Raw genomic sequence first — 18,814 nt, forward strand, 5'->3', positions numbered from 1 at the left:
CAGATCCGTATTGGGGTAAACGCCGGAAACAACGGCGCACGATCGGACGCGAAGAAGGGTGACGTGATAACATCTTCGCTGTAAAGGTGGGCGGCGCTGCGCGCCTGTCCGGCGCCTCGAACGGCGACGCCGACCGGCGGGGACGGTTCGACAAGGGCGCAATGAGAGGGCGGAGCGAAGGGGACTCGCCGGCGTGTTCGGGGATGGTCAGATGCCGAGCGGGGTGATCGCCGCGCTTTTCGCCGGCCTTGTGAGCACGGCGGGCCTGTTCGCCATGCTCCTGCTCAAGGACTGGAGCCGGCGCAACAGCCCCTCCTTCTCTGCTTTCGCGGTCGGTTTTCTTCTCGTCACGGTGTTGATGCACCTGATCCCGGAAGCGCTCAGCTATTCGTTCGGCGCGTGGCGCTGGATGGCGCTGGGGTTCGCCGCGCTGTTCGCCTTCGGCCTCTCCTTGCGCCTTTTCACCCGCCGCCGGATCGAGAGCGCGAATCTCGCCTTCGGCTACGCCTCGATCATCGCGCTGGGGGCGCATTCGTTTCTCGACGGGGTTCTTTACGATCTCGCCTATCGCGGCGACCTGTTCACCGGCTGGATCGCCACCATGGGCCTCATGCTGCACGAGTTTCCGGAGGGAGCGATCGCCTTCTATCTCCTGCGCGAGGCAGGCATGGCCCGATTGCCGGCGGGGGTTCTGGCCTTCGTCGCCGCCGCGCTGACAACCGTCGCGGGCGCGTGCCTTTCGGCTTACTCGCCGTGGACGTCGGACCTTCCTTACGCGGCGTTTCTCGGCATGACGGCCGGCGGCCTGGTCTATGTGACCGCCTTCCATCTCGGTCCTCACTCCACCCGCGCGCCTCATCCGCTCGGCTACCGTCTGATGAGCCTCGGGGTGATCGTGGGGCTTTTGGCGATCATCTTCCGCCACGGGGCCCATTGAGCGCGCGTGATCGCCCTGCGCCGAGGCCCGGAGGAGACACCGACCGTTCGTCTGCGCCCCCGGCGAACCCCAGGCCCTTCCCTAGCAGGCGCGTCAAAATACTTTATTTTTTAAAGTCATTTGTGTATGTACGAAACTCGCCGCTATGGCCGCGCTCAGGGAGCCTCGCATGAACCTCGCGCCCATTCTCGTCGCGCCGATCCAGATCCAGATTCACCTCGTCAGCGCCGTCGCCGCGTTTCTCCTCGGCGCGGTCATCCTGCTCAACCGGAAAGGCACGCGTTTTCACAAGATGCTGGGATGGACCTACGTGTTGCTGATGACCGTAGTGGCGGTCTCGGCCGTCTTCATCCGGCGACCCGAAGGCGCGGGCTGGAGCGTGAACGGCTATACGCCGATCCATCTTTTCGTCGTGCTGACGGCGGTCTCATTGCCGCTCGCCCTGTTCCATATCCGACGCGGAAACGTGAAAGGCCACGCCGGCTCGATGATCGGGCTTTTCGTCGGCGGACTGGTCATCGCCGGCGCGCTGACCTTGCTCCCGGGGCGGATCATGCACGCGGTCGTTTTCGGCGGGTGAACCTCACCGCCCGTTGAACGCCGGCTTCCGCTTTTGCATCAGCGCCATGACGCCTTCGCGGCAGTCTTCGGTGGCGATGAGGGTCTTCTGCAGCATCGCTTCATAGGCCATCGCATTTCGAAGGCCCGACTGGGCCGCGGCGCGAAAGGCGCGCTTGGTCGCGGCGAGGGCGAGCGGGGCCCGCTCGGCGAGCGAGGCGGCCCATTCGAGCGATTCCGGAACGACGCGCTCGCCCGGAACGACCCGGTTGACGAGCCCAAGCTCAAGGCAGCGCGCGGCCGGTATCTTCTCCGCCTCCACGGCGAGCTGATAGGCCCGCGCATAGCCGACCTCCTGCGTCAGCAGCCAGGAGAGCCCGCCGTCGGGAACGAGGCCGATATTGGAGAAGGCGCTCATCAGATAGGCGTCCTCGCCCATGACTCTGAGATCGCAGGCGAGCGCAAGCGTCATGCCGATTCCCGCCGCCGGCCCGTTAATCGCCGCGATCACCGGCTTCTCGCAGGTCATGATGACGGAGAGGAACGCGCCATATTCCGTATTCAGAATGTCTTCGATCGTGCGCGGGCTCGACGCGTCTGTGACGTCCGCCCCGGCGCTGAAGCCCCGCCCCTCGCCGGTTATGACGACCGCGCGCAGCGTCGCGTCGGCTGAGGCGCGCGTCATGGCGTCGAGTAGATCGGCGCGCATCGCCGCGTCGAAAGCGTTGAGCGTCTGCGGACGATTGAGCGTGACGAGGGCCGTCGTCTCGCCGCGCTTTTCGTATTTCACCGTCATTGAGGCCTCCTTCTTCCGCGCCGGACTTCGTTTCTGCCAAACGCCGCGCGGACGCGCTACGCCTGCAAGCAGCGCCGGGCGCGCCAGTCGCGAGTCATTCGCTCACCTTTAGGTGGACGGCGCTCTTAGAGATTTCAAAGCGTTAGCCGAAAAACGGGGATAGTTATCCCCGCCTTTCGGCCAGAGCTTATCCTTCGGCTGCTGCGTCGCGGACTCCCCCGCGTCGCGGCGCAGGGTCCGGCGCGCACGCGCCGCGTCGCGTTCAGGGCGCAAGAGCGCCGGGCCTCTCGCTGTTTGACATCGTGGACCCTGCGCAGGCGTCGGCGCGAAGCTGTCGCCTGCGAACGACGCGCCGAACGGGCGCCGGGGCCGGACGCGCTCTGGCCTCGCGCCCGGATCGGCGTTACTCCACTTGCTGAAAGACGCAGTCGCCTCAACGCGGAGGAGTGAGTCATGATCGACAGCCGCTTTTTCCGGCAGGAATGCTACATCGACGGCGCCTGGATTGGCGCAGACGAGACGATCCCCGTCGACAACCCGGCGACCGGCGAGGTCATCGGGACCGTTCCGAAATTCGCCCGCAAGGAGACGGCGAAGGCGATCGATGCCGCGCACGCCGCCTTCGCGGACTGGCGCGGACGCCCCGCCGCCGAACGCGCCGCCTACTGCCTGAAGATCCACGACGCGCTGATGGCGAACCAGGAAGAGCTCGGCCGGCTCCTGACCATCGAGATGGGCAAGCCGCTCGCCGAAGCGAAGGGCGAGGTCGCCTATGCGGCCGCCTTCTTCAAATGGTTCGGCGAAGAGGCCCGGCGCGTCTATGGCGACGTCGTCCCCTCGCCCTGGGCCGACAAGCGCATCGTCGTGACCAAGGAGCCCGTGGGCGTCGTCGGCTCGATCACGCCGTGGAACTTCCCCACCGCGATGATCGCGCGCAAGGCCGCCGCCGCGCTCGCAGCCGGCTGCACGGTGGTCGCCAAGCCCGCCTCGCAGACGCCCTACTCCGCCCTCGCCTACGGGGTGATCGCCGAGGAGATCGGCCTGCCGAAGGGCGTTCTCAACATCCTGACCGGCTCGGCCGCCGCCATCGGCGACGAGCTGTGCGAGAACCCCAAGGTGCGAAAGATCACCTTCACCGGCTCCACGCCCGTGGGCAAGGAGCTCGCCTCCAAGGCGACGAAGCACATGAAGCGCGTATCCATGGAGCTCGGCGGCAACGCGCCCTTCATCGTCTTCGACGACGCCGATCTCGACCGCGCGGTCGCCGGGGCCGTGGCCTCGAAATACCGCAATTCCGGCCAGACCTGCGTGTGCTCGAACCGCATCTACGTGCAGGCCGGCGTCTATGACGTCTTCGCCGAGAAGCTCGCCGCGGCGGCGAAGGCGCTGAAAGTCGGCGACGGGCTCGAGCCCGGCGTGCAGCAGGGCCCGCTCATCGACGAGGCGGGCGTGCGCAAGGTCGAAGAGCATATCGAGGACGCTACGAAGAAAGGCGCGAAGGTCATTCTCGGCGGCAAGCGCCGCGAGGGCCTGTGGTTCGAGCCGACGGTGCTCACGGGCGTAACCGCCGACATGCTGGTCGCCCGCGAGGAGACCTTCGGCCCGCTCGCCCCGCTTTTTCGTTTCGAGACGGAGGAAGAGGCGATCCGCCTTGCAAACGACACCGAATACGGCCTTGCGGCCTACTTCTACACGCGCGATCTCGGCCGCGCCTTCCGCGTGATGGAGGCGCTCGAATACGGCATCGTCGGCGTCAACGAGGGCATCATCTCGACCGAGGTCGCGCCCTTCGGCGGGGTCAAGGATTCCGGCATGGGCCGGGAAGGCTCGAAATACGGTCTCGACGACTATCTCAACATCAAATACGGCCTGATCGGCGGGCTGTGATGCGCAATCGACAGCCTTCGCCCCGATGACGTCCGACGACCGCTCCTCGCCCGAAACCGCCGGCCGCGCGCATCATGACCACGCCGCGCATGCGGCGCATCGCGACGGCGGCCTTGCGGCGCATGACAAGCACGCCGGCCACAGCGTCGCCATGTTCCGGAACCTGTTCTGGATTTCTCTCGCGCTGACGGTTCCGGCGCTTGTCTGGGAGCCGATGCTGCAGGAATGGTTCGGTTACCGAGCGCCGGAATTTCCGGGCTCGTCTTATATTCCTGCGGTCTTCGCGACGCTTGTCTTCCTATATGGCGGGCGCGTCTTTTTGGCCGGCGCCTGGCGCGAGCTCGCCGACCGCGCGCCCGGCATGATGACCCTCATCGGGCTCGCCATCACGGTCGCCTTCGCCTACAGCGCCGCGGTGACGCTGGGCTTTCGCGGCCACCCGCTGTGGTGGGAGCTGGCCACGCTCGTCACGATCATGCTGCTCGGCCACTGGATCGAAATGCGCTCGATCTTTCAGGCCAAGGGCGCGCTCACGGAGCTCGCAAAGCTGCTGCCGGACGAGGCCGAGCGCATCGTGGAGGGCGACCGGACAGAGCGCGCGCCGATCGACAGGCTGAGGCCGGGCGATCTCGTGCTGATCCGGCCAGGCGCGTCGGTTCCCGCCGACGGCGTCGTGAAGAGCGGCGAAAGCGCCGTCAATGAAGCGCTAATCACCGGCGAATCGCGGCCTGTTCAGAAAACGCCCGGCGACAAGGTCATCGCCGGCTCAATCAACGGGCAGGGCTCGCTGCGGGTCGCGGTTACGGGCGTCGGGGAAGGAACGGCGCTCGCGGGGATCATGCGCCTTGTCGCCGAAGCGCAAAGCTCGCGCTCGCGCGCCCAGGCGCTGGCCGACCGCGCGGCGCAGCTTCTCACCTACGCGGCGGTCGCCGCCGGTCTCGTCACGGGCGCGGCATGGAGCGCGCTCGGCGCTGGCGTCGATTACGTCGTCACCCGCGTCGTCACGGTGCTGGTGATCGCCTGTCCCCATGCGCTGGGGCTCGCGATTCCGCTGGTCGTCGCGATCTCAACGACGCTCGCGGCGCGCAACGGGCTCCTGGTGCGCGACCGTCGCGGGCTCGAAGAGGCCCGCAATCTCGACATTGTCGTCTTCGATAAGACCGGCACGCTGACTCTGGGCGAGCATCGCGTCGTCGAGACCGTCGCAGCTGAAAGCATCAGGCCGGACGAAGCGCTGCGCCTCGCGGCCGCGGTGGAGCGCGATTCCGAGCACCCGATCGCCCAGGCGCTTTTGAGGTCGGCCGAAGCGTGCGGCCTTGACGTTCCGAAAGCAGAACGCTTCGAGTCCATGCCCGGCCGCGGCGTGCGCGCACAGATCGGCGCGCGCGCTCTGCTTGTAGGCGGGCCGGCCCTGCTGGAAAGGGAAGGCATCGACGCCGCGCCGATGCTGCGCGAAGCGGCGGAGCGGTTCGGCGCCGCCGGCAGCGCCGCCATCTGGCTCGCGGAAAAGGGCGTCGCCCTCGCCGTTTTCGCCGTCGCCGATGCGATCCGTCCGGAATCGCGCGACGCCGTCGCACGCCTGCAAGAGGCGGGCGTCGAGGTCGCCATGCTCACCGGCGACTCGCAGCCCGTCGCCGATCATGTCGCAAGGGAGCTAGGGATCGGCAAGGTCTTCGCGCAGGTGCTGCCCGAAGAAAAGGCCGAACGCATCAAAGCGCTGCAGGCCGAAGGAAGGCGCGTCGCCATGGTCGGCGACGGCGTGAACGACGCGCCGGCGCTGGCGACCGCCGACGTCGGCGTCGCCATCGGCGCGGGAACCGACGTCGCTGTCGAGGCAGGCGACGTGGTCCTCGTACGCAGCGATCCGCGCGATGTGGCGCGAATCATCGCGCTGAGCCGCGCCAGCTACGGCAAGATGCTGCAGAATCTGTGGTGGGCTGCGGGCTATAACATTTTCGCGATTCCGCTCGCCGCGGGCGCGCTGGCTTGGGCGGGCATCGTGCTTGCGCCGGCGTTCGGCGCCATACTGATGTCGGCGAGCACGGTGATCGTCGCCCTTAACGCGCAGCTCCTCCGGCGGCTGCGGCTATGATCGCCAGACGTCCCGCCATGACGGCCTTTGATCCTGCGCGCGGCGCCAAACGAGGGGACAATCCGATGTACGCCATTCGCATTTTGGGCGCGGCCACCGCCTTCTGCACGGTGCTGCTCGAAGTCTACTCCGGCGTTATCGACGGCCCGCTGTGGTGGGTGCTGCCGGGCGGGCTCGTCCTCGCGCTGCTGATTTCGCTGTCGCTTTACATGGAAATCGCGGCGAACGGCGCGGCGGGCCGCCCCACGCCGGGCTTCGTCAGCTCGGCGATCCAGTTCATCGTCATCCTCGCCATCGCCTTCGGCATGTCGTGGTTCTCCAACCATTTCGGGCGGGAGATCATTCCGCAGCTGCTCGAGCAGCGCGGCTGGACTCGTCCCGCCCCGTAGGCGAAATCGCCGGCGCTCGCCGGCTCGCGCTACCGGCCTGAGGGGGAATGTCGCGGACGGCTCTCACGAAGGCTGCAACCTCGCTCCGCCCGTATTTGAGGCGGACGCGCTCGTCCGACGCCGGCTGCCTCGCGAGGCTGACGCCGGGGCGGCGCTCCGTTGACGGACGGATCGGCCGCGGGACGAAACCGCCGCCGCAGTTCGGGCAGACGTCGAACAGAACGGTCTCCACGCAATCCGCGCAGAACGTGCATTCATAGCTGCAGATGCGCGCGTCGGGCGAGTCGGGCGGCAGATCCCGGTCGCAATATTCGCAATTCGGCCTCAGCGCGAGCATCGCGCCCTCCCGTTCCCCGCACGCCTCCTCATTCCGGGCGGATGCGCCGCCGAAAAGAACGAAAGGGCGTGCGGGCGTCGTTAATGCCCCTCCTTCCGGTCGACATGGCCGAGGTCGCGGCCCGGCGCGACGCGGTCGCGCACCCGGCGTTTGAGCTCGGCGATGTCAGGAAAGCCGCCGTCTTTCTTGCGCGACCAGATCGTCTCGCCGTCGAGCCGGATCTCGAACGCGCCGCCCTCGGAGTCCGGAACGAGCGTCACCGCGGCAAGCTCCTCGCCGAAGGTCGACAGGAGTTCCTGCGCCATCCAGCCGGCGCGCAGCAGCCAGTTGCACAGCCGGCAATAGACGATCTCGACGCGCGGTCCGCTCATGACGATTTCCCTCCCAAGACGCGGCGCCGGGCGCGTCAGATCTTGAACATCTTCTCGGCGGCCGCCCGCGTCGAGCCGCGCGCGCCGAGCGCCGCCTCGCAGCGCGCGATCTCCGCCTTGAGCGAGGCGATGCGTTCTTCGAGATCGTCGACGGAAAGCGTGCTGAGGTCCTGTTTCTTCAGGGACTTCAGCGTGAGGTCCGGGGTTTCCTGCGGCTCGTCGAAATCCATGGCGCGTCTCCCGGCGGCGCTTGTTTCAGGCGACGGATTTTGGGTTATCGCCGCCGCGGGTTCAAGCCGGCGCGCGCCTCGCAAAACCGTTCCCGTTCCGGCTACAAGAAGACGACGAAATCAGGGAGCCTGTCGCCATGAGCGCGCCCATTCCCGAGACCATGCGCTGCATCGAGATCGTAAAGCCCGGCGGGCCGGAGGTTCTGCGGCTCGCGACGCGCCCGACGCCGAAACCCGGCAAGGGCGAGGTCCTCGTGAAGGTTGCGATGGCGGGCGTGAACCGGCCGGACGTGCTCCAGCGGCTCGGCCATTACCCGCCGCCGGAGGGCGCGAGCGACCTGCCCGGCCTCGAAGTCAGCGGCGAGGTCGTCGCCGTCGGCCCGGATGTCCATGGCGAGCGCGTCGGCGACAAAGTCTGCGCGCTCCTGCCCGGCGGAGGCTACGCCGAATACGCGCTCGCGCATGAGGGTTCATGTCTGCCCGTCCCGCGCGGGCTTTCCATGGCCGAGGCGGCGGCTCTGCCCGAGACCTGTTTCACCGTCTGGGCCAACGTCTTCGAGGACGGGGGACTCAAGGGCGGCGAGACGCTGCTTGTCCATGGCGGGACGAGCGGGATCGGCGTCGCCGCCATCGCCATGGCCAAGGCCTTCGACGCGCAGGTGGTCGCCACCGCGTCGAGCGCGGAGAAGCTCGATGCCATCCGCCGACGCGGCGCCGATCACGCATTCAACTACCAGACCGACAAGTGGGAGGAGGAGATCGCCGCCCTCGGCGGGGTCGACGTCGTGCTCGACATGGCGGGCGGGGATTTCGTGGCCCGCAATCTCCAATGCCTCAAGCCCGGCGGCCGGCACGTCTCCATCGCCTTTCTACGCGGGGCGACGGCGGAGGTGAACATCTTCGCGATCATGCGCAAAAGGCTGCGCCTGACCGGCTCGACCCTGCGCGGGCGCGACAATGGCGAAAAGGCGCGCATCGCCTTCGCGCTGCGCAACCATGTCTGGCCGCTCATCGAAGCCGGGCGGATCACGCCCGCGCTCGACAGGATCTTTCCTCTCGCGGACGCCGCCAGAGCCCATGAGCGCATGGAGGCCGGCCGCCATATCGGCAAGATCGTGCTGGCGGTTTCGGAGGAATAGCTTTGCCTTTTGCCCCGAACGGCCTATATAGCGCCCAAAGTCGCGCTGATGCGCGCCGCTTTCCCCGGAAAACTCGGGCGTAAAGCGCGGCCCTCCGGAAAAGGAGGGCCGGAGGCGAACCCTTTTTCGGAGACGATTTCATGGCCGACAGACCCTTGATGCCGCTGGCGACCGCCGTCTGGCTGATCGACAACACCTCCCTCACCTTCGACCAGATCGCGGATTTCTGCGGCCTCCATCCCCTGCAGGTGAAAGGCATCGCCGACGGCGACGTGGCCGCGGGGGTGCGCGGCATCGACCCGATCACCAACCACCAGCTCGCTCGCGAGGAGATCGAAAAGGGCGAGGCCGACCCGACCTATCGGATGAAGCTGTCGCGCCCCAAGACCGTCGTGGCGGAAAAGCCGCGCAAGGGCCCGCGCTACACGCCGGTTTCGAAGCGCCAGAACCGGCCCGACGCCATCGCCTGGATGCTGCGCAACCACCCGGAAGTCGCCGACGCGCAGATAGCCAAGCTGCTCGGCACCACCAAGACGACGATCCAGGCTGTGCGCGACCGCACGCACTGGAATTCGCAGAACATCACGCCGCAGGATCCGGTCGGCCTCGGCCTGTGCACGCAGCTCGAACTCGACGCAGTGGTGCGCAAGGCCGCCGCGCGCAAGGCGAAGCTCGAACCGGCCGCGCCCGACGGACCGACTCTCGAGCCGGCGAGCGAGACGACGGCCGAGCCGGAAACGGCCGAGGCCGAAGAAGCCGAGGAGTCCCGCGAGGTCGATCTCGAAAAGGTGTTCGCCAGCCTCGGCGGCTCGAAGAAGCAAGAAGCGGACGAGGACGAATAAGCGCTTGCCGTTCGCCGCGATGCAGTGACAATATCCGCTCGCCGGTTGCGCCAGACGTGCCGGACGTTGTCGTTCTTGTACTGACGAAACCGGAGATCGAGAGAGGGGGCTTTATGAAATTCGTCGCATTATCCGCGCTGGTCGCCGGCGCGCTGGCTCTCGCCGCGTGCGAAACGACCTCCACCAGGCCGTACCAGCCTTCCGTCCAGAACGTTCTGGCGATGAAGGCCGCGCGCGACGCCGCTGAACAAAAACTGAAAATCAACACGGCGAGCGCTGCCGAAGGTGTGGAAACCAGCCTGACCTGCCGCGCGCTGGGCGCGCTTGAAGTCGCGCCCGGACAAACGCCGGTGGAGTATATTCACGGCGCGTTGCAAACTGAACTGTTCCAGGCCGAGCTCTACGATCAGATCGCCGGAACACCCGTCGATCTCAAGGTTACGCAGCTTGATTTCAATTCTTTCGGCACGGGCAAATGGACTGTCGCCATTACGCTTTCCTCGCCGAACTTGCCGGAAGGCTATTCCACGAGCGTCGATTACACGTTCAAGACAAGCTGGAGCGCGCTCAAGGCGTGCCAGAACGTCATCGACGCCTTCCAGCCGACCGTCAGCGCCCTCATCAGGAAGGCGGTTGAGGATCCGAATTTCCAACGGCTGTAACAACGACGCGCAGTCTGCGGCGGCGGCCCCTCGATCGCCCCGTCGCCGCAGACCTTCAGCTTAAGGATTAGCCCTGCGCTCTAAGGCCGGCTACTCCTCCTCGGTCTTCTTCGTCGGCGCGCCGGAGCGGATCATCCGTCCGCCGTCGATATAGATGCACTGGCCGGTGATATAAGATGCCGCGTCCGAGGCGAGGAAGAATACGGTTTCGGCGACTTCCTCAGGATCGCCGAGGCGCTTGAGCGGCACGGACCGGCGCGCGAGACGCCGGTCGCCGTCGTCGATGAAGTCGTTTTTGATCGCCCCGACGCCGACCGCATTGGCGCGGATTCCATAAGGCGACAGCGCGAGCGCGATCGCCTTGGTCATCTGGTGCAGCCCGCCCTGAGTCGCGGCGAAAACGACGTGATCGGCCGCAGCGACGACGGCTTCGACCGACATGAGATTCACGATCGCGCCGGGCCGCATCTCTTCGTCGCTCGCTTCAAGCTGCTTGACGAACTGGCGCGCGACGGCCTGATTGACCAGAAACGCATTTTTGAGATTGCGCGCGACGACGCGCTCGAAATCCTCCTCCGAAGTCTCAAGAAACGCCGCTGAAAATTCCTCGCCCGCCATATGCGCGAGCACGTCGATGCGCCCGTTCGCCTCGAGCGCTTCGGCGACGATATTGTGCACATGCAGGCGGTTCGCCGGATCGGCGAGAACGAAGGTCGCCGTCCCGTCCTTGCCGGCGATCTCCTCCGCCAACGCCTTGCCGCGTTCTTCGTCCGTATCCGCCAGAACGAGCCTGTCGCCATGCGCAGCGAAGCGGCGCGCGCAAGCCGCCCCCACGCCGCTCGCAGCTCCGGTAATGACGACAGAGCGGCCTGCCATAAACGGTTCCTGTCGTGTCAGAAAATTATAACCGCCCTGCGCGAAAATCGCCGCGCATCCAGCGTTCGCGCCCTTTTCTCAATCGCTTTCGACGCCGCGCGCCCCTCTCAGGACGCGCGGCGCAGTTGATCCTGCGTCAACTCGAATTCGAACCGTTCTGCGTGCGGATGCTCTCGATCTGGTCCTTGATTCGAAGTTTAAGGCGCTTCAGTTCGGTCACCCGGGCGTCGTCATGGCTGGGATGCTTGAGTTCGGCGGCGATCGCCGCTTCAAGCTCCTGATGCCGCTGAGTCAGCGTTTCCAGATGAGCCTTCAACGCCATAGGAAACCTCCTTCGATTGGGACGGTGAAAAGTAAAGCATGGTCGAGCCCCGCCTGTCGACAGGCCCTGTCGCTCAGGTGGGCCTTCGCGCCGGCTTTGCCAAGGGCCGTCTCATGATGTATCAAAAGTCTTACAACCTATTGAGAAAACAGTGAAAAATCCTGACAGACTCATCCTTGGCGTGAGCGGCGCTTCCGGCGCAATCTATGCGCGCCGGGCGCTGGAGGCGCTGGCTGCGGCGGGCGTCGAGACGCATCTCGTGGTCAGCAGGGCTGCTGAGATGACCATCGGCTACGAGCTCGGCGAAAAGCTGAAGGATTTCGCCGCGCGCGCCGATCGTCATTACGCCGCGAGCGACGTCGGCGCGCCGATCGCCTCCGGATCGTTCCGTACGCGGGGCATGCTGATCGCGCCTTGCTCGGTGCGCACCATGTCCGAGATCGCGGCAGGCGTGACGACGAGCCTGCTTACGCGCGCCGCCGACGTCGCCCTCAAGGAGCGCCGCCGGCTCGTGCTGATGATCCGCGAAACGCCGCTGCATCTGGGACATCTGCGGACCATGACGCAGCTTGCGGAAATGGGCGCGATCATCATGCCCCCCGTCCCCGCCTTTTACGCGGAGCCGCGAACGATCGACGATCTCGTCGATCAGTCGGTCGGCCGCGCGCTCGACCTGTTCGACATCGAGACGGATTTCGTGCGCCGATGGGGCGAGGATCTCGAAAAGGGCCGGCGCAAGTGAACGACGCGCGCGCGCAGGATTTCTGGGCGTGGTCGCTCGACCGTTACGCCCGGCCGGGCGTAGAGGAAACCCTTCTCGTGCTGCAGGACCGGCGCGGGCTCGACGTCTGCCTGCTGCTCTGGTGCGCCTGGCGGGCCGAGCGGGGCGACGTCGTCGATCGGCGAATCATGGCTCAGGCCGTCGCGCTTGCGGAGCCGTGGTCGCGGGAGGTGACGGGCCGCCTGCGCGCCGTGCGGCGCGCGCTCAAGACGGCTCGCCCCGAAGCGGTCGCCGCCGGCGCGCCGGCGCTGCGCGAGGCGGTCGGAAAACTGGAGCTCGAAGCCGAGCGGGCCGCCTGCGCCATGCTCGACGGCCTCGCGCCTGAGGCGCCGCCGACGGGCGCTTCGCCTGATGCGGCGGACGCCGGGACGCAGGCGCGACGCAATTTCGCCGCCTATCTCGCCGCCGCCGGGCGCGCAAGCGAGGCCGACGCGGAAATCCGGGCGCTGCTCGACGCCCTCGCCGCGCGCCTCTTCGCCTGTTCAGCCGGGCCTTGAGGGAGTAATCTTCAATCGATGAAGGATGACCTGCCGCCCGGTCCCGATGACGGCGCGCCCGACGCGAAAACGCTGAAAGGCCGGTTCCCGGCGCGCGAGAAATCGCTCGACGCCGCCAACGACGAAGCGTTGCTCATCAAGCTGCGCCTCTTGCAGGAGGAGCACGCCGATCTCGACGCGGCCATTTCCGCTCTCGAAGCGCAGCCCCATCACGACCGCCTCGCCGTTGCGCGGCTGAAGAAGAAGAAGCTCCTGCTCAAGGACCAGATACAGGCGGTCAAGGACCAGCTCACGCCCGACATCATCGCGTGAGGCCGGCGCCTTTTCCGCCGGCGCCGCCCTTTCAGCAGGCTCACGCCAGCAGCTTCTTTTCGTATTCGGGCTCGAGCCGCGCGATCGCCGCCCAGAACGGCGGCGGCGTCGCCCCTTCGAGCTTCGCTTTTAGAATGTCGAGATGAGAATGCCAGCCGCCGGAAATGCTGATGAGGTCCTGCGGCGTCCGGAGCTTCGAATGGGTCAGCGTCAGGCGCACCTTTCCGCTTTCCTCCGTCAGCCGGATTTCGACCTCGGTCCAGTCGCCGGACTCTTCGGGCCATTCGAAAACCAGAAGATGCGGCGGTTCGGCCTTGACGATGCGGCCGTCGAAACGGGTCTCCCCGGCGTGTTTTTCGTATTTCGGCGGCGGCTTGTCGTCCGCCGATGTAATGCGGCGGTGATCGAAATGAAATTCGGCGCGCCCGCCCGGCCGCAGATCGAACTCGCCGGCGCAGAACCATTCGGCCCGTTTGTCCGCCTCCGTCAGATAGGCCCACACCCGCTCCAGCGGCCCCGGCAGCAGCCGCTCGATGCGGAACGTCGTCTTGTCGAGATATTCGCCATAGTCGCTCATCTCTTTCGTCCTTTCCGTAGGCGTTGCTTCGCCGCGTCGTCCTCGACGAGGGCGCGCTCGAGCGCGTCGAGCCGTTTCGTCCAGAAGGCGCGCTTCTCCTCGATCCAGGCCGCGGCCTCGTCGAGCGGCGCCGGATTGAAGGACAGGAAATGCTCGCGGCCCGACCGGCGCCGGCGCACCAGCGAAGCCCGTTCAAGCAGGCGGATATGTTTCGACACGGCGTTGAGCGAGACGGCGAACGGCGCGGCCAGATCCGTCACGCGCGCCTCGCCCTCGCGCTGAAGCCGGTCGAGGATCGCGCGTCGCGTGGGATCGGCGAGCGCCAGCATGACATGATCCAGGGTCTGAGGCTGCATGCCTGCTCCTACATTAAACCTTTTAGTTGAATATATGGCTTTCCGCGCGCCGTCAACCCGCCCCCGCCGCGCCCGAGCGGCCGCGCCAATGCGCTTTCCGTCCGGCTCACGCAGGCGTGACGGCCTTTCCCGGGCGGCGGACTTGCGCAGCAGCGCAGCCGGTTCCTACCTCAGCGTCGCGCGAAACGCAGTCGCTTTCGCGCCGGCGCCGTCTTCCACGGTTTCAAATCCGTATACGTATCAATAAAGGAGAAGATCATATGGCGAGGCTGACGCAGGTCTCAGACGAAAAGGCCGCTCCGAAGGCTGCGGAGCTGTTCGGCGCGATCAAGGAAAGGCTCGGCGTCGTGCCGAACGTCTATCGCGTGCTCGCGAACGAGCCGGCCGCGCTCGCCGCCGCGCTCGCCTTCAACGAAGCGCTGGCAAAAGGCTCGTTCGACGCCAAAACCCGCGAGGCGATCGCGCTGGCGACCGCCGGCGCGAACGGCTGCGACTACTGCGCCTCCGCGCATACGGCGATCGCCAAGGGGCTGAAGGTGGATGACGGCGAAATCGAAAAGCGGCTTCAGGGCCGTTCGGACGATCCCAAGGTGCAGGCGATCCTCGCATTCGCGACGGCCGTGATCGACAAGCGCGGTTGGGCGACGGACGCCGATCTCAAGGCCGCGCGGGACGCCGGGCTTACGGATGGCGAGATCGTCGAGACCGTGGTCAACGTGGTCGCCAACATTCTCACTAATTACATCAATCATGTAGCCGAAACCGATATCGACTTTCCCGTCGTCAAGGCCAAAGCGGCATAAATCGTTCGGCCTGAATATCGAGGCGCAGCGGGGTCCGTCTTGCGCGCTCTTTTCGCTTGCGGCGATCCGCGCCGGGACGATAGGCTCGGCGCATGATCGCGCGCCTTCTGACCCCCTTTTTCGCGCTCGCCCTGCTTGCAGCCGCATGGTCGCCGACGACGCAAGCGGCGGATTTTCCGCCGGTCTTTCGCGCGCTCGAAGGCGAATGGCGCGCGGAAGGCGAGGCCTTCGGCGCAAGCGCGAAAAGCAGCATGATCTGGGCGCCGACGCTCGACGGGGAATTCTACCGCATCGTCTATCGCATTGAGATGGCGCGCGCCACTGGCATCGAGATTTTCGAAGGCGTCGGCTACTATCAGGCGCTCTCGGCGGAAAGCGCGCGGGGGTTCTGGGTCGACAACAGCGGCGATCTTCATCCGCTTACGGTCAAAATCGAACCGAGCGCCCTGACGAGCCACTGGGGAACGGCGGGCGGCAAGCAGGGACGGACCGTCTATCGGCTCACCGCCGGCGATTCGGTGGAAGTCACGGACTGGATTCTCGCCGAGGAGGGCTGGCGGCGATTCAACAGGGCGGTGTTTCGCCGCGCCGGCGCGGACTGATAGCCGACGGCGACGCCGTTAGCGCGCGCGGCGCGGAAAGGCTATGATGGCGCGCTGTTGTCCTGGCCCGCTGAAACCTTATGACCGACGCTGAAACGCTTGTTCTTCGACTGAACCCGCGGCTCGATCCTGAACCGTTCGCGCGCGCCTATGCGCGCGACAGGATCGTGCGCATTCCGGACATTCTAGACCCGGAAACGGCGGAAGGAGTCTACGAAGTGCTGACCCGCGCGACGCCCTGGCGGCTCGTCTACGCCGATGCGAACGGACGGGCGGTTCATATGTCGCAGGAGCAGATCCGCCGACTAGGCCGCGAAGAGACCGCCCGGCTCCAGGCCGAGCTGATGGAGCGCGCCCGACGCAATGTCGGCTACGCCTACAACTGCTATCCGATGATCGAGGCCTATCTCGGCGGCTGGGATCGCGGCCATCCGATTCATCTGCTGACGGAGTTTCTGAATTCGCCCGAGTTTCTGGAATTCGGCCGCAAGATCATCGGCGCGCCCCTGATCACCAAGGCCGACGCGCAGGCGACGTTCTATGCGCCCGGACATTACCTGACGCGCCATGTCGACGACGGCGAGCGGCGCGAGCGGCGCGCGGCCTACACGCTCAGCTTCACCAGGAACTGGCAGCCGGACTGGGGCGGGCTGCTTCTGCTGCTTGACCGCAATCTCGACATCGCGCGCGGCTTCCTGCCGCGCTTCAACGTGCTCACCCTGTTCGACGGGATGATGGTGCACACGGTCTCTTGCGTATCCCCCTTCGCCGGCGGCGGGCGCTATTCGGTCACCGGCTGGCTCAGGGACGACCCGACCCGCAAGGACATGATCGAGAAAGGCGCAGCCTACGACCGCCCGCCCCTCAAGCCCTATTATTTCGGGGAGCCTTGCCCGAACTGAGCCGTGGCGCTTCAAGCCGCCGGCAAGCCCATCATCGCGCGCGCCTCGGCCGGGGAAGCGACCTCGCGGCCAGCCGCTCGCGCGATCGCAGCGAGGGCTTCAATCATCGGTCCGTTGGAGGCGGCCTTCGCGCCGTTCGGCAAATAGAAGCTGTCCTCGAGCCCCGTGCGCAGGTCGCCGCCGAGCTCAGCCGCGCGGGCGTGCACAGCCCAGACTTCCTGCCGGCCGATCACGGTCGCCTGCCAGGGCGTCCCGGGCTTCTTGTATTTGATCAGAATGGGGAGCAAATCCGGATCGGCCGGCATGCCGCTCGCCACGCCCATGACGAAATTATAATCGGCGTGATCGGTCATGCCGTTCTCGATATAGAGGCCGACCGAACGCACGATGCCGAGATCGAAACATTCGAATTCCGGCAGGATCCCCTGCTCTTTCATCACATCGAGGAAGGCTTTCACCTTCTCCACCGGGTTGTCGAAGACCATGGGCGGCCAGGCCCAGGAGCCGTCCTTGCGCGTTTTGAGATAGTTGAGCGTGCCGGCGTTGCAGGCGGCCATCTCCGGCCGGCAGGCGCGCAGATAATCGAGCACATGGCCGTAATCCTGCCCGACCACGCCCGTCGTCATGTTGATGACGACGCCCGGGCAGGCTGAGCGGATCGCCGCGTTGATCTCGTTGCAGATCGCGGGATCCCAGGTCGGCAGATGACCCTTGCCGGGGCGCTGGTCGCGGTAGTGAACATGCATGACCGCGGCGCCGGCGTCATAGGCGCGCTTAGCCTCCGCCGCCATCTCCTCGGGGGTTACAGGCACGGGATGCTGCTGCGGGTCGGTGAGCACGCCCGTCAGAGCGCAAGTGATGATCGCCTTGTCGGCCATGGCGGACTCCTGCAGCCGCTGTTTTCATGCGCTCAGGATTCCACCTTTTCGCCCGGCTCTCCAAGGATGAGATGCAGAAAGCGGCCCGCCAGGGGGCCGCTTGCCGTTGAATGACGCCGGCGATGCGTCGCGCGCCGCTATTCCTCGTCGCCTTCGTCCTCGGCGAACGCGGTCGGGCCGGAATCTTGGCCCTTGGCGGCCTCGTCGCGGTCGACGAACTCGATGACCGCAAGCGGGGCGTTATCGCCGTAGCGGAAGCCCGCCTTCATGATCCGGATGTAGCCGCCGTCGCGTTCGGCGTAACGAGGGCCGAGCGTCTCGAAGAGCTTTTTCGTCTGCGTCTCGTCGCGCAGGCGCGAGGCCGCCAGCCGGCGCAGATGCAGCGCGCGGGATTCGTCCTTGCCCGCCTTCTTCGCCAGGGTCACCAGCTTCTCGACGATGGGCCGCAGCTCTTTCGCCTTGGGCAGGGTCGTGGTGATCTGCTCGTGCTTGATGAGCGCGGCGGCCATATTGGCGAACATGGCCTGGCGATGTTCATGCGTGCGGTTCAGTTTGCGATGCGCGAACCCGTGTCGCATGGCTTCGTCTCCTCATGCCGGCGCCGGAGAAGGCCTACCGGATCTGATCCTCGTACTTCTTGGCGAGTTCTTCAATATTGTCCGGCGGCCAGTCGGGCACGTCCATGCCGAGATGGAGGCCGAGGCCGGCGAGCACTTCCTTGATCTCGTTGAGCGACTTACGGCCGAAGTTCGGGGTGCGGAGCATCTCCGCTTCCGTCTTCTGGATGAGGTCGCCGATATAGACGATATTGTCGTTCTTGAGGCAGTTGGCCGAACGTACGGAAAGCTCCAGCTCGTCGACCTTGCGCAGGAGCGCCGGGTTGAAGGGCAGCTCCTCGTGAGCGGCGCCGCCGACGTCCTTCTTCGGCTCGTCGAAATTGACGAAGATCTGGAGCTGGTCCTGCAGGATGCGCGCCGCATAGGCCGCCGCGTCCTCGGGCGTGACCGAACCGTCGGTCTCGATCTCGAGGATCAGGCGGTCATAATCGAGCACCTGGCCTTCGCGGGTGTTCTCCACGCGATAGGCGACGCGCCGGACCGGCGAGTAGAGGCTGTCGACAGGAATGAGGCCGATCGGCGCGTCCTCGGGCCGGTTGCGGTCGGCGGGCACGTAGCCTTTGCCCGACTGCACCGTCAGCTCCATGCGCAGCGAGGCGCCCTCGTCGAGATGGCAGATGATCTGGCTCTTGTCGAGAATCTCGACGGCCGACGTTTCCTCAATGTCGCCCGCCGTGACCGGCCCCGGCGTCGACTTCTTCAGCGTCAGGCGCTTGGGCGTATCCGAATGGCAGCGCAGCGCGAGCTGCTTGATGTTGAGGACGATGTCGGTCACGTCCTCGCGCACGCCCGGTATCGAGGAAAATTCGTGCACGACCCCTTCGATCTGGATGGAGGTCACAGCCGCGCCCTGCAGCGAGGAAAGCAGAATGCGGCGCAGCGCATTGCCGAGCGTCAGGCCGAATCCCCGCTCGAGCGGTTGCGCGATGATCGTCGCCCTGCGCTGCGGATCGTGACTGGGCGTCACTTCCAGCTTCGAAGGGCGGATCAGTTCTTGCCAGTTCTTCTCAATCACGGTTGCCATGGCTCCTTGCGGCGCCCGATGCGCCAT

24 protein-coding genes and 1 pseudogene are annotated in these 18,814 nt (G+C 66.2%); 14 read left to right on the forward strand and 11 right to left on the reverse strand.

What is annotated here, in order from left to right:
* Positions 1–211 precede the first annotated feature (211 nt).
* Positions 212–937 carry a ZIP family metal transporter gene (locus CHB64_RS06360; protein ID WP_089411757.1) on the forward strand — a complete coding sequence of 242 codons (726 nt, stop codon included), beginning with the start codon at positions 212–214 and terminating at the stop codon, positions 935–937.
* Between the two features lie 169 nt (positions 938–1,106).
* The gene (locus tag CHB64_RS06365) at positions 1,107–1,517 is read left to right on the forward strand and encodes a DUF2306 domain-containing protein (protein WP_159462432.1); all 411 of its coding nucleotides are present in this window, start codon (positions 1,107–1,109) and stop codon (positions 1,515–1,517) included.
* Positions 1,518–1,520: 3 nt separating this feature from the next.
* On the opposite strand, the gene CHB64_RS06370 is transcribed toward CHB64_RS06365, so the two are convergent.
* On the reverse strand, positions 1,521–2,291 hold the full coding sequence (locus tag CHB64_RS06370; RefSeq protein WP_089411759.1) for an enoyl-CoA hydratase/isomerase family protein: 771 nt from the start codon (positions 2,289–2,291) through the stop codon (positions 1,521–1,523).
* Positions 2,292–2,744: 453 nt separating this feature from the next.
* Between CHB64_RS06370 and CHB64_RS06375 the strand changes: the two genes are divergently transcribed.
* From CHB64_RS06375 to CHB64_RS06385, 3 genes are read left to right on the forward strand one after another with little or no spacing between them, the layout of a single operon-like run.
* A complete protein-coding gene (locus CHB64_RS06375; RefSeq protein ID WP_089411760.1) occupies positions 2,745–4,178 on the forward strand; it encodes an NAD-dependent succinate-semialdehyde dehydrogenase in 1,434 nt (477 codons plus the stop codon).
* Positions 4,179–4,203: 25 nt separating this feature from the next.
* The gene (locus CHB64_RS06380; protein WP_200815255.1) at positions 4,204–6,270 is read left to right on the forward strand and encodes a copper-translocating P-type ATPase; all 2,067 of its coding nucleotides are present in this window, start codon (positions 4,204–4,206) and stop codon (positions 6,268–6,270) included.
* On the forward strand, positions 6,267–6,659 hold the full coding sequence (locus CHB64_RS06385) for a hypothetical protein (protein WP_143265953.1): 393 nt from the start codon (positions 6,267–6,269) through the stop codon (positions 6,657–6,659). The genes CHB64_RS06380 and CHB64_RS06385 overlap by 4 nt, the downstream gene beginning before the upstream one ends.
* 37 nt (positions 6,660–6,696) lie before the next feature.
* Here CHB64_RS06385 and CHB64_RS15740 read toward each other — a convergent pair.
* The 3 genes and pseudogenes from CHB64_RS15740 to CHB64_RS06400 all read right to left on the reverse strand — a co-directional run.
* A pseudogene (locus CHB64_RS15740) lies at positions 6,697–6,996 on the reverse strand (DUF1272 domain-containing protein); the annotation flags it as partial.
* An 80-nt stretch (positions 6,997–7,076) separates the two neighbouring features.
* Positions 7,077–7,367, reverse strand: coding sequence for a SelT/SelW/SelH family protein (locus tag CHB64_RS06395; protein ID WP_089411763.1), 291 nt, complete (start codon positions 7,365–7,367; stop codon positions 7,077–7,079).
* Between the two features lie 35 nt (positions 7,368–7,402).
* A complete protein-coding gene (locus CHB64_RS06400; RefSeq protein WP_089411764.1) occupies positions 7,403–7,597 on the reverse strand; it encodes a DUF1192 domain-containing protein in 195 nt (64 codons plus the stop codon).
* 137 nt (positions 7,598–7,734) lie between these two features.
* On the opposite strand from CHB64_RS06400, the gene CHB64_RS06405 reads away from it, so the two are divergent.
* The 3 genes from CHB64_RS06405 to CHB64_RS06415 all read left to right on the forward strand — a co-directional run bounded on the left by CHB64_RS06405 (position 7,735) and on the right by CHB64_RS06415 (position 10,240).
* On the forward strand, positions 7,735–8,736 hold the full coding sequence (locus CHB64_RS06405) for an NAD(P)H-quinone oxidoreductase (protein WP_089411765.1): 1,002 nt from the start codon (positions 7,735–7,737) through the stop codon (positions 8,734–8,736).
* 140 nt (positions 8,737–8,876) lie between these two features.
* Positions 8,877–9,578: a DUF1013 domain-containing protein gene (locus tag CHB64_RS06410; protein WP_089411766.1), complete on the forward strand. Its 702-nt coding sequence runs from the start codon at positions 8,877–8,879 to the stop codon at positions 9,576–9,578.
* A 113-nt stretch (positions 9,579–9,691) separates the two neighbouring features.
* On the forward strand, positions 9,692–10,240 hold the full coding sequence (locus tag CHB64_RS06415; protein ID WP_089411767.1) for a hypothetical protein: 549 nt from the start codon (positions 9,692–9,694) through the stop codon (positions 10,238–10,240).
* 90 nt (positions 10,241–10,330) lie between these two features.
* Here CHB64_RS06415 and CHB64_RS06420 read toward each other — a convergent pair whose 3' ends face one another.
* Both CHB64_RS06420 and CHB64_RS06425 read right to left on the reverse strand, forming a co-directional pair.
* Complete coding sequence (locus tag CHB64_RS06420) at positions 10,331–11,116, reverse strand: SDR family NAD(P)-dependent oxidoreductase (protein WP_089411768.1); 786 nt, start codon at positions 11,114–11,116, stop codon at positions 10,331–10,333.
* Between the two features lie 136 nt (positions 11,117–11,252).
* Positions 11,253–11,438 (reverse strand): YdcH family protein, encoded by a 186-nt coding sequence (locus CHB64_RS06425; RefSeq protein ID WP_089411769.1) that lies wholly within the window; start codon positions 11,436–11,438, stop codon positions 11,253–11,255.
* Positions 11,439–11,589: 151 nt separating this feature from the next.
* On the opposite strand from CHB64_RS06425, the gene CHB64_RS06430 reads away from it, so the two are divergent.
* From CHB64_RS06430 to CHB64_RS06440, 3 genes are read left to right on the forward strand one after another with little or no spacing between them, the layout of a single operon-like run.
* A complete protein-coding gene (locus CHB64_RS06430) occupies positions 11,590–12,180 on the forward strand; it encodes a UbiX family flavin prenyltransferase (protein WP_089411770.1) in 591 nt (196 codons plus the stop codon).
* Entirely contained in the window at positions 12,177–12,716 is a 540-nt protein-coding gene (locus CHB64_RS06435) for a TIGR02444 family protein (RefSeq protein WP_159462433.1), read from the forward strand. The genes CHB64_RS06430 and CHB64_RS06435 overlap by 4 nt, the downstream gene beginning before the upstream one ends.
* Before the next feature lie 18 nt (positions 12,717–12,734).
* On the forward strand, positions 12,735–13,028 hold the full coding sequence (locus tag CHB64_RS06440; protein WP_089411772.1) for a YdcH family protein: 294 nt from the start codon (positions 12,735–12,737) through the stop codon (positions 13,026–13,028).
* A 40-nt stretch (positions 13,029–13,068) separates the two neighbouring features.
* Here the strand turns inward: CHB64_RS06440 and CHB64_RS06445 are convergent, their stop codons facing one another.
* Both CHB64_RS06445 and CHB64_RS06450 read right to left on the reverse strand, forming a co-directional pair.
* Entirely contained in the window at positions 13,069–13,605 is a 537-nt protein-coding gene (locus CHB64_RS06445; protein WP_089411773.1) for an SRPBCC family protein, read from the reverse strand.
* A complete protein-coding gene (locus tag CHB64_RS06450; RefSeq protein WP_089411774.1) occupies positions 13,602–13,961 on the reverse strand; it encodes an ArsR/SmtB family transcription factor in 360 nt (119 codons plus the stop codon). The genes CHB64_RS06445 and CHB64_RS06450 overlap by 4 nt, the downstream gene beginning before the upstream one ends.
* A gap of 260 nt (positions 13,962–14,221) precedes the next feature.
* Here CHB64_RS06450 and CHB64_RS06455 point away from each other — a divergent pair, with 260 nt between their 5' ends.
* The 3 genes from CHB64_RS06455 to CHB64_RS06465 all read left to right on the forward strand — a co-directional run bounded on the left by CHB64_RS06455 (position 14,222) and on the right by CHB64_RS06465 (position 16,268).
* Positions 14,222–14,764 carry a carboxymuconolactone decarboxylase family protein gene (locus CHB64_RS06455; RefSeq protein ID WP_089411775.1) on the forward strand — a complete coding sequence of 181 codons (543 nt, stop codon included), beginning with the start codon at positions 14,222–14,224 and terminating at the stop codon, positions 14,762–14,764.
* Positions 14,765–14,856: 92 nt separating this feature from the next.
* Entirely contained in the window at positions 14,857–15,366 is a 510-nt protein-coding gene (locus CHB64_RS06460; RefSeq protein ID WP_089411776.1) for a hypothetical protein, read from the forward strand.
* 80 nt (positions 15,367–15,446) lie between these two features.
* The gene (locus CHB64_RS06465; protein ID WP_089411777.1) at positions 15,447–16,268 is read left to right on the forward strand and encodes a 2OG-Fe(II) oxygenase; all 822 of its coding nucleotides are present in this window, start codon (positions 15,447–15,449) and stop codon (positions 16,266–16,268) included.
* Positions 16,269–16,279: 11 nt separating this feature from the next.
* Here the strand turns inward: CHB64_RS06465 and CHB64_RS06470 are convergent, their stop codons facing one another.
* From CHB64_RS06470 to CHB64_RS06480, 3 genes are all read right to left on the reverse strand, one after another.
* Complete coding sequence (locus CHB64_RS06470) at positions 16,280–17,146, reverse strand: BKACE family enzyme (RefSeq protein ID WP_089411778.1); 867 nt, start codon at positions 17,144–17,146, stop codon at positions 16,280–16,282.
* 137 nt (positions 17,147–17,283) lie between these two features.
* Complete coding sequence (gene rplQ / locus CHB64_RS06475; protein ID WP_089411779.1) at positions 17,284–17,724, reverse strand: 50S ribosomal protein L17; 441 nt, start codon at positions 17,722–17,724, stop codon at positions 17,284–17,286.
* Between the two features lie 34 nt (positions 17,725–17,758).
* Positions 17,759–18,778, reverse strand: coding sequence for a DNA-directed RNA polymerase subunit alpha (locus CHB64_RS06480; protein WP_089412019.1), 1,020 nt, complete (start codon positions 18,776–18,778; stop codon positions 17,759–17,761).
* Positions 18,779–18,814 lie beyond the last annotated feature (36 nt).

Origin of the sequence: Amphiplicatus metriothermophilus, assembly GCF_900199215.1 — a bacterium.
Taxonomy (GTDB): Bacteria; Pseudomonadota; Alphaproteobacteria; order Caulobacterales; family Parvularculaceae; genus Amphiplicatus; species Amphiplicatus metriothermophilus.

Excerpts from the sequence above, each read along its gene's own strand:
- CHB64_RS06375 (WP_089411760.1), top strand. The coding sequence starts at position 2,745 with ATGATCGACAGCCGCTTTTTCCGGCAGGAATGCTACATCGACGGCGCC.
- CHB64_RS06460 (WP_089411776.1), top strand. The coding sequence starts at position 14,857 with ATGATCGCGCGCCTTCTGACCCCCTTTTTCGCGCTCGCCCTGCTTGCA.
- CHB64_RS06410 (WP_089411766.1), top strand. The coding sequence starts at position 8,877 with ATGGCCGACAGACCCTTGATGCCGCTGGCGACCGCCGTCTGGCTGATC.
- CHB64_RS06380 (WP_200815255.1), top strand. The coding sequence starts at position 4,204 with ATGACGTCCGACGACCGCTCCTCGCCCGAAACCGCCGGCCGCGCGCAT.
- CHB64_RS06420 (WP_089411768.1), bottom strand. The coding sequence starts at position 11,116 with ATGGCAGGCCGCTCTGTCGTCATTACCGGAGCTGCGAGCGGCGTGGGG.
- CHB64_RS06365 (WP_159462432.1), top strand. The coding sequence starts at position 1,107 with ATGAACCTCGCGCCCATTCTCGTCGCGCCGATCCAGATCCAGATTCAC.
- CHB64_RS06425 (WP_089411769.1), bottom strand. The coding sequence starts at position 11,438 with ATGGCGTTGAAGGCTCATCTGGAAACGCTGACTCAGCGGCATCAGGAG.
- CHB64_RS06415 (WP_089411767.1), top strand. The coding sequence starts at position 9,692 with ATGAAATTCGTCGCATTATCCGCGCTGGTCGCCGGCGCGCTGGCTCTC.
- rplQ (WP_089411779.1), bottom strand. The coding sequence starts at position 17,724 with ATGCGACACGGGTTCGCGCATCGCAAACTGAACCGCACGCATGAACAT.
- CHB64_RS06405 (WP_089411765.1), top strand. The coding sequence starts at position 7,735 with ATGAGCGCGCCCATTCCCGAGACCATGCGCTGCATCGAGATCGTAAAG.
- CHB64_RS06360 (WP_089411757.1), top strand. The coding sequence starts at position 212 with ATGCCGAGCGGGGTGATCGCCGCGCTTTTCGCCGGCCTTGTGAGCACG.
- CHB64_RS06450 (WP_089411774.1), bottom strand. The coding sequence starts at position 13,961 with ATGCAGCCTCAGACCCTGGATCATGTCATGCTGGCGCTCGCCGATCCC.
- CHB64_RS06470 (WP_089411778.1), bottom strand. The coding sequence starts at position 17,146 with ATGGCCGACAAGGCGATCATCACTTGCGCTCTGACGGGCGTGCTCACC.
- CHB64_RS06370 (WP_089411759.1), bottom strand. The coding sequence starts at position 2,291 with ATGACGGTGAAATACGAAAAGCGCGGCGAGACGACGGCCCTCGTCACG.
- CHB64_RS06465 (WP_089411777.1), top strand. The coding sequence starts at position 15,447 with ATGACCGACGCTGAAACGCTTGTTCTTCGACTGAACCCGCGGCTCGAT.
- CHB64_RS06440 (WP_089411772.1), top strand. The coding sequence starts at position 12,735 with ATGAAGGATGACCTGCCGCCCGGTCCCGATGACGGCGCGCCCGACGCG.
- CHB64_RS06395 (WP_089411763.1), bottom strand. The coding sequence starts at position 7,367 with ATGAGCGGACCGCGCGTCGAGATCGTCTATTGCCGGCTGTGCAACTGG.
- CHB64_RS06445 (WP_089411773.1), bottom strand. The coding sequence starts at position 13,605 with ATGAGCGACTATGGCGAATATCTCGACAAGACGACGTTCCGCATCGAG.
- CHB64_RS06400 (WP_089411764.1), bottom strand. The coding sequence starts at position 7,597 with ATGGATTTCGACGAGCCGCAGGAAACCCCGGACCTCACGCTGAAGTCC.
- CHB64_RS06455 (WP_089411775.1), top strand. The coding sequence starts at position 14,222 with ATGGCGAGGCTGACGCAGGTCTCAGACGAAAAGGCCGCTCCGAAGGCT.
- CHB64_RS06385 (WP_143265953.1), top strand. The coding sequence starts at position 6,267 with ATGATCGCCAGACGTCCCGCCATGACGGCCTTTGATCCTGCGCGCGGC.